Raw genomic sequence first — 8054 nt, 5'->3', positions numbered from 1 at the left:
GGCCTCGCTCAGGCTCACATCAGGATAGACACCAAGCGAGATTGATTTTTCCTTGCCGTGTATTCTGTAACGTAAACGCCAATACTTCCGGCCATTTTCATATACCCAAAGGAAAAGGCCGTTACCGTCATGCAGCTTGGTTATCTTTTTCCCTTCAGATGTAGCATTTCGATAACGCGCGTCTTTATATTTCTCGGCCATAGTGGGGTAACTTTTGCAGGGGTAGAAATAGTTACCCCTAAAGTTACCCCTGTTTTAAGTTGGATGCAAGCGGATAGTTACGGAATAGCACGGAAGCAAAAACCTAATAAATAAAGGATTCTGCTAAGATTAATGGATAATTGCGGATGGCTACGGATACGGAAATGGCGGAGAAGGCGGGATTCGAACCCGCGGTACGGTATAAGCCGTACACACGCTTTCCAGGCGTGCACCTTCGACCGCTCGGTCACTTCTCCGTTAATATTATCCGCCCGCTATCCCTGAGTATTCAAAAGGTCGCACAGGATAAACCAGATCCTGATATCAGAGCAACGTGTACCTTACCGCATGTTGATACGACTATTACTCGTATGTAAAAAATTTTATCCCGATTGCCGAATTAGAAGCTGTAGCGCTCAGTTGCACCGCCCAGTGATCATCGATGGCAATAAATTTGCCGTGTCCAGCGTGGATGCCGGCTTGCGCAGCCGGTTCGCACGAACGTTCGGCCTTAACCGTTTCCGGCACATTCTCACAAACGATTTGATAGAGCTGCTGCACGGTATCCAATTCAAACGCAGGTATGGGTTTTTCCTCGACAGACGATTTGACACGTCCGCCGCTCAAGCTTCTATGATAGGTAATCTGCCGGAAATCCGCAGTATTTTCAATCTCAATTCTAAAAATCGTTTTACGTCTACCGTCCAGCTGTTCCTGTTTAGTGAACAGCGTACTGTTGACCTGAGTATAGCCTTGCTTATCGAGTATATCCGCAACTTCCTCCTGTGGCATTGTGATCGACACACCTGAAATTTCGACCGCTCTCAGTAATGAATCGGACCGATTCGAACTGTTTGTGTTGACGGTAGCCGTCAAACCAGACAGCAACAAAATAAATCCGAGCACCGGGATGAAAACCCGCTTAATGGTTCGTTGGTTTCGTACGTTCATTCTTGAATACCTGTGCAGTATGTTATCGGTCACATTTTCGGCAGTGTAACACCATTCTGGCGCTGATATTTACCGCAACGGTCTTTATAAGATGTCTCACATGCTTCATCAGACTCAAAAAAAATAACCTGGGCAACACCTTCGTTTGCGTAGATTTTTGCCGGCAGCGGCGTGGTATTGGAAAATTCCAGTGTAACATAGCCCTCCCATTCGGGTTCAAACGGAGTTACATTTACAATAATTCCGCAGCGGGCATATGTGGATTTCCCAAGACAAATGGTTAGCACATTACGGGGTATTCGGAAATATTCGACAGTACGCGCCAAAGCAAAAGAATTGGGCGGGATGATGCAGATATCGTTTTTTACGTCAACGAACGAATTGGAATCGAAATTCTTTGGGTCGACAATTGCGGTATTGATATTGGTAAACAACTTGAAATCATCCGAGCAGCGAATATCGTACCCGTAACTTGAGGTGCCATAGGAAACTATCGAATGATTATCTTTCTGACGGATCTGTCCGGGTTCAAAAGGCTCGATCATACCATGCTCAAGCGCCATGCGCCGAATCCATTTATCTGATTTTATTGTCATTTATCGATCAACACTGATGCGCTAAGAATCAATCGTTTTCCATGATAATTTTGGCAAACAATTCTGAGTGATCCTCTGCAGATTCCGCTATTTTCACCGCTATTTTACGCGCAATCATGCGATAAGTTTCAGCTATATTACCCGACGGATCTGCAATGACGCTGGGTTTGCCGCTATCGGTATGTTCACGTATTTGAATATCCAGTGGCAGCGCGCCGAGAAAGTCCACTGCATAATCCCGGCACATTTTTTCACCGCCGCCAGTACCGAAAATCGGCTCGGTGTGCCCGCATTTGGAGCATGTGTGCGTGCTCATGTTTTCGATAATGCCCAAAATCGGTATCCCGACTTTCTCAAACATTCTGAGTCCCTTGCGTGCATCGAGTAGCGCAATGTCCTGCGGGGTTGTAACAATCACTGCGCCGGTAACGGGGATTTTCTGTGCCAGTGTCAGCTGTATGTCACCGGTGCCAGGCGGCATGTCAACAATCAGATAATCCACGTCTTTCCAGTTGGTGTCGTTCAATAATTGTTGTAACGCCTGCGTCACCATCGGTCCCCGCCAGACCATTGGTGTTTCCACATCAATCAGCAGCCCTATCGACATCGCCTGAATACCATGCGCAATGACAGGCTCCATCGATTTACCGTCAAGTGACTCCGGCTGTTGACTAACGCCGAGCATTTGCGGCTGGGAGGGGCCGTAAATATCAGCATCAAGTATACCTACATTGGCGCCTTCCGCTGCCAGTCCCAGCGCAAGATTGACAGCAGTCGCAGATTTACCTACGCCGCCCTTGCCTGACGCCACGGCGATAATATTCTTGATACCGGATATCAGCTTGACACCGCCCTGCACCCCATGCGGCACGATCTTACTGGTTACGGTTACGTTGATTTTACCAATGCCGGGAATTGTCTGCAGTGCGGAGATAATCTGCTGGCGCACATCAGCCTTGACGCTGTCGCCTGGATAGCTCAGCTCAACATCCAGCGCAACGTCAGCGCCGTCGATGCGAATATTCTGTATGGAGCCAGCGGCGACATAAGCTTTTCCAGTCGTAGGGTCAATTACATTATCAAGCGTGGATTGAATGTGTTGTTCAGAAATTGTCATTCAGAAACTCCTCAGTACTGCGATTACCTGCCAATCAGAGCGCAGCAATGCATTCAGTTGAAATTGGCATGGTAACAAATATCAGGTCATACACACAATTTGTTAGAATACGCCTTTAGCAGTACGCTAAGTAACATTCCATGTTGCCGATGCTACATCGAAGACGGATGCCAGATGGTTATTTATCACGCATACATGCTGTTTTATATTTGTTTTCATTTTGTATCCGCTGCCACAAAAACGGTTTTCTGATTTTTGTCCGACTATATAACGAACAATGACTGACAACACAACAAACGAATGACTACACGAAGAATTCTGGTGACTTCAGCGCTGCCCTACGCAAATGGCAGCATCCATCTGGGCCATCTGGTGGAATATATCCAGACGGATATCTGGGTGCGTTTTCAAAAAATGCGCGGCCATGAGGTTTATTACGTTTGCGCCGACGACACACACGGCACGCCTATCATGCTGCGTGCCGAAAAGGAAGGGATTACGCCGGAAGCACTGATCGCGCGCGTGCACGATGAACATTATCAAGACTTCACCGGCTTTCATATTCATTTTGATAGTTATTACAGCACGCATTCCGATGAAACACGTCGTTATTCGGAAGATATTTATCAAAAACTAAAAACAGCCGGACTGATACAAGTCCGCGCTATCGAACAATTATACGACCCGCAGAAAAATATGTTTCTGCCTGACCGATTTGTCAAAGGTGAATGTCCCAGGTGCTTTGCCAAAGATCAATACGGCGATTCCTGCGAAGTCTGCGGTGCCGCGTATGCTCCAACTGAATTAAAAAATCCGTATTCCGCCTTATCAGGCGCGATCCCCGTCAAAAAATCATCCGAACATTATTTTTTCAATTTGTCGGATCAACGTTGCGTAGATTTTCTACGCCGCTGGACGCGTGCAGGGCATCTTCAGCCAGAAGCGGCCAATAAAATGCATGAATGGCTTGGTGATGCCGGCGAAAACAAGCTCTCGGATTGGGATATCTCGCGCGATGCACCCTACTTCGGTTTTGAGATCCCTGATGCGCCAGGCAAATATTTTTACGTCTGGCTCGATGCACCGATCGGATATATGGGCAGCTTCAAGCACTTGTGCACGCGTGAAAATCTTGATTTTGACACTTACTGGCACAAGGATACGGATACCGAGCTGTACCATTTTATTGGCAAGGATATTCTGTATTTCCATGCATTGTTCTGGCCCGCAATGCTCGAACACTCCGGCTACCGTACACCAACACGCATATTCGCGCACGGCTTCCTGACGGTAAATGGTGAAAAAATGAGCAAGTCACGCGGCACCTTCATTACCGCAGCCAGTTATCTGAAACAAGGTTTGAACCCAGAGTGGCTGCGCTATTACTATGCGGCAAAACTGAATGGCACCATGGAAGACGTTGATCTTAACCTGGATGATTTTATTGTTCGCGTCAATTCCGATCTGGTCGGCAAATTCATCAATATAGCCAGCCGCTGCGCCGGATTTATCACCAAGCGATTTGGCGGCAGGCTAGTCGACGCAGACGGCTATAGAATCATGCAGCAACTGATTGATGACCGGTTTGCAAACTGGCGTCCGGAAACAATCGAAAAAGCGTATGAGGAACGTGATTATTCGCAAGCCGTTCGCCAGATGATGAAGTTTGCCGATGAAGCCAATGAAATCATTCATGAAATGGCGCCCTGGGAAATCGCCAAGGACGCAAGCAGGAATGTTGAATTGCACTATGTTTGCAGCCTTGGCATTCAGCTTTTCTACCTGCTTTCGCGATACCTGAAGCCGATCCTGCCGGAAACCATTCGCCAGGCCGAAGCATTTCTCAACTGCCATACACTCACGTGGCCGCGACTGGCCGGTAACGAACCGGTCTCACAATTGCTGCTGCCGCCCGGACATCTCATAAACGCCTACCGGCATTTAATGACACGTATTGACAGCAAGCAGATTGATACATTGGTGGAAGCCAACCGGCAAAGCTTGTCGGCAGATCAGGCTAGCGCAACTAGAACCGCTGCTGAAGACACGCAAAAAACGGCCGCACCGATTGCAGAAACAGTTTCAATCGACGATTTCAGCAAAATCGACCTGCGGGTGGCTAAAATTGTGAGCGCGGAGCATGTCGAAGGCGCAGACAAGCTGTTAAAACTGACACTCGATATCGGTTGCGAACAGCGTACAGTATTTGCCGGGATCAAATCAGCATACAATCCAGAACAGTTAAAAGGGCGAATGACTGTTATGGTCGCCAACCTTGCGCCGCGCAAGATGAAGTTCGGCTTGTCCGAAGGTATGGTGCTTGCAGCCGGCAGCGGCGCCAGCGAACTTTTTATTCTGAGTCCCGATTCTGGTGCGCTACCAGGTATGCGCGTCAAATAATCGGTCAACAGCAGATTAGATTATTTCTCAGATGGAACCGATTCCGATTGCTGCGCAAATCAAACAACTCGAACTGAGACTGCTGCATACAGACATGCGGGTTAATCCGACGGTCATTGATGAGCTGCTCGACAGCGCATTTGAAGAGATCGACAATAACGGGCAGATCAATACGAGACAGCAAGTGGTATCATGGCTGCTAAGCAAGAACATCGCGCAGCAATGGTCGCTGCAGGATTTTCGCATCAAACGATTATCGAATAATATGGTCATAGCAATTTACCGCGCTGTAAAACGAGATCAGGCGACAAATACTTTTTGTGAAGAAAATCCGGGAACTATCCGAAGTTCGATCTGGCAGCGGCACGGCGAGCAATGGAAGATGGTTTTTCATCAGGCAACACGCAGCATTTAGGAGAACAAATTGGAAGCGGCAACATCATCAGCAGATCAACAACTTAGCGAAATCAAAAACAATCTTGCAGTCGTTCAACAAAAAATAGCCGCTGCCTGCGTCAAAGTCGGGCGCGATCCTTTGTCCGTTCGCCTGCTGCCGGTTACTAAAACTGTTCCTGTCGAACGGTTGCGTATCGCATATACAGCCGGATGCCATGAAATGGGCGAAAATAAGGTGCAAGAAGCGCGCGAAAAATCGGAAGCGCTCAGTGATCTTAATATCCAATGGAGCGTTATCGGCCATCTACAGACCAATAAGGTCAAATATATCACGCGTTTTGCCCACGAGTTCCAGGCACTTGACAGCCTGAAAGTCGCCGCCGAGCTCGATAAGCGCCTGCAGTCCGCCGGCCGTGGCATGGATGTCTACGTTCAGGTCAACAGTTCCGGAGAAACCAGCAAATTCGGCCTGCCGCCGGAAGATGTGGAAGATTTTATCAAGCAGTTGCCAAATTATTCGTCACTGCAAATCAAGGGACTGATGACGCTGGCAATCTTTTCGACCGATTACGGCCGCGTACGCGCCTGTTTTGTCCGTATGCGCGAGTTACAGGAACGACTGCGACAGAATGCGCCAGCCGGTTTGTTGTTTGATGAACTCTCAATGGGTATGTCCGGGGATTTCGAGCTGGCAATAGAAGAAGGCGCTACCGTCGTGCGCGTGGGGCAGGCAATATTTGGCAAGCGTCCCCTCCCCGACAGTCACTACTGGCCCGGTTTTGGATAAACCGCTGTTGCGGTTGCATATTATCAGTACAGAACACAGGCTGCAGCAGGCATTTTCAGCGTGCAAACTCCGCTTTGCACCAGTGCTGTTTTGAATGTGTTGCATCCATGGTAAATTTTGTTTTCCCATGAAATTCGGTGATAAATCGCGATGGATTACAGTATGATCGCCGCTGCAACCTGGCGGTCTTCTTCGACAAGAATATTGTACGTACGACAGGCGGCCTGTGTATCCATGACTTCAAATCCGATACCCGTCTGAATGATTCTGGCCATCAGAGCATAATCAGGAAATTTGAGCTGCACACCGGTACCCAGCAGGATAATCTCCGGCCTGCGTGGCAGAACATTATCGAAATGCTCAAGACTGAGTTCGTCAACAGAATCCACAAGCCATTGTTCGATAATCTCATCGGGAAAAACTATCAGATTTTGTTCGTGACGAACCCGATTGATCATGACATAGCCATCACCATAGCCGGAAAACACATTCTGCTGATCAAAATTTACAAGATGTAATTTCAAAGGGAACTCCTGTGTTTTGACGAATCGGAATTGCTAAGAAAAAAGCGGTATCAAGACAATATACGAATAATTTTCATTATAACGCGGACAGTTCGTCAAGGTAAAATCAATATCGTGTTTCACACCAGTGGCAGCATAACTACCCAGTCGGTCAGCAACCTCGCAATACGGCCAGTAATAGTTTCACTGAGGAAAAAACAATGGTTTCCCCAATTTTTTTCCCGCATTGACTTGCATATGATACAAGCTTGCCAATTCACATGGAGTAGATAATATGAAAACTGGTAAATTGATTATGTTGATATCTTTTTTCACGATTCTGATTTTAGATATTTCAATGAATTCTTTTGCATCTGCTCACAATGATGAGGATTGCCCCGGTCACGATATTCTGGCCCGCCAATATGAAAATATGGCCAGGGATATGCAGGACAGAATTCAGGAGCAAATGGAAATACTGGAGGTGCTAAACCGCAGGCCGCATTTCAGTTTCTTTGAAGCAAACGGACGAAACCTGAAAAACTATGTTACGAATAAAATTCGTGGCTGCGAAACAGCGGCAACGGCATATCTGGATAAAGCTGCTTATCACCAGACAGTGGCGTCGCAGGATTTAATGTCCGGCCATACTGCAGAAGCGGAACAAACCGGTCGCCATTAACTCCGGCGAACTATCACACTGCCCGATCTGATCCAGCTCTAGCGCCCTTGGTAATGGGATTTATGATTACCCGGACTCGCATGAGCTGGATCTTAATGGGTGATCTGTTGATTTGTAATCAAAAATATTCTAGCAACACCCGGAAACTTTTTATCATTGCGTGCTACAAGATCTAGTGTAAAAAATAGTTTTTCCAATAATTTGATTAGTTGAAGAAATCCCGTACAGACCAGTTGTGGTCGTTGACGGGATTTTAGCGTTATAGGTTGATGGTGACAGGCCGGCACGAACCCGTCATTAAACCAGGAATGCTGTCTGTCAGTTATTTAGTCGGCCCTGAAAAAGGATATTTTGAAAATTCTTCTTCGCAAAAATATTTGCCAGAAATTTTTTATCCTGTCTGTACATTTTTTTCAGAAAT

At 47.1% G+C, this 8054-nt stretch carries 9 protein-coding genes and 1 tRNA gene; 4 read left to right on the top strand and 6 right to left on the bottom strand.

Going from position 1 to position 8054, the window contains the following annotated elements:
* The 5 genes from BMY60_RS14180 to apbC all read right to left on the bottom strand — a co-directional run.
* Positions 1 to 201 (bottom strand): Arm DNA-binding domain-containing protein (locus BMY60_RS14180; protein WP_143057466.1); only part of this gene is annotated, 201 nt, incomplete at its 3' end.
* A 165-nt stretch (positions 202 to 366) separates the two neighbouring features.
* A tRNA-Ser gene (locus BMY60_RS14175) sits at positions 367 to 458 on the bottom strand.
* A gap of 106 nt (positions 459 to 564) precedes the next feature.
* The gene (locus tag BMY60_RS14170) at positions 565 to 1152 is read right to left on the bottom strand and encodes a hypothetical protein (RefSeq protein ID WP_090334505.1); all 588 of its coding nucleotides are present in this window, start codon (positions 1150 to 1152) and stop codon (positions 565 to 567) included.
* 29 nt (positions 1153 to 1181) lie between these two features.
* A complete protein-coding gene (dcd, locus tag BMY60_RS14165) occupies positions 1182 to 1748 on the bottom strand; it encodes a dCTP deaminase (RefSeq protein ID WP_090334504.1) in 567 nt (188 codons plus the stop codon).
* A gap of 28 nt (positions 1749 to 1776) precedes the next feature.
* Entirely contained in the window at positions 1777 to 2865 is a 1089-nt protein-coding gene (gene apbC, locus BMY60_RS14160) for an iron-sulfur cluster carrier protein ApbC (RefSeq protein WP_090334502.1), read from the bottom strand.
* 300 nt (positions 2866 to 3165) lie between these two features.
* Between apbC and metG the strand changes: the two genes are divergently transcribed.
* Genes metG through BMY60_RS14145 form a run of 3 tightly spaced genes read left to right on the top strand, consistent with a single transcriptional unit; the run spans position 3166 to position 6448 of the window.
* Complete coding sequence (gene metG / locus BMY60_RS14155; RefSeq protein ID WP_090334501.1) at positions 3166 to 5265, top strand: methionine--tRNA ligase; 2100 nt, start codon at positions 3166 to 3168, stop codon at positions 5263 to 5265.
* A gap of 31 nt (positions 5266 to 5296) precedes the next feature.
* Entirely contained in the window at positions 5297 to 5680 is a 384-nt protein-coding gene (locus tag BMY60_RS14150) for a nuclear transport factor 2 family protein (RefSeq protein ID WP_090334499.1), read from the top strand.
* Between the two features lie 9 nt (positions 5681 to 5689).
* A complete protein-coding gene (locus tag BMY60_RS14145; RefSeq protein ID WP_090334498.1) occupies positions 5690 to 6448 on the top strand; it encodes a YggS family pyridoxal phosphate-dependent enzyme in 759 nt (252 codons plus the stop codon).
* Between the two features lie 155 nt (positions 6449 to 6603).
* On the opposite strand, the gene BMY60_RS14140 is transcribed toward BMY60_RS14145, so the two are convergent.
* Positions 6604 to 6972, bottom strand: a complete 369-nt coding sequence (locus tag BMY60_RS14140; RefSeq protein ID WP_090334496.1) for an Mth938-like domain-containing protein — start codon at positions 6970 to 6972, stop codon at positions 6604 to 6606.
* Between the two features lie 274 nt (positions 6973 to 7246).
* On the opposite strand from BMY60_RS14140, the gene BMY60_RS14135 reads away from it, so the two are divergent.
* Positions 7247 to 7633, top strand: a complete 387-nt coding sequence (locus tag BMY60_RS14135; RefSeq protein WP_090334495.1) for a hypothetical protein — start codon at positions 7247 to 7249, stop codon at positions 7631 to 7633.
* The last annotated feature ends 421 nt before the right edge of the window (positions 7634 to 8054 follow it).

The sequence above is a fragment of the Nitrosomonas sp. Nm51 genome (genome assembly GCF_900111165.1).
Taxonomy (GTDB): Bacteria; Pseudomonadota; Gammaproteobacteria; order Burkholderiales; family Nitrosomonadaceae; genus Nitrosomonas.
This window is presented reverse-complemented; position numbering and strand designations above follow the sequence as displayed.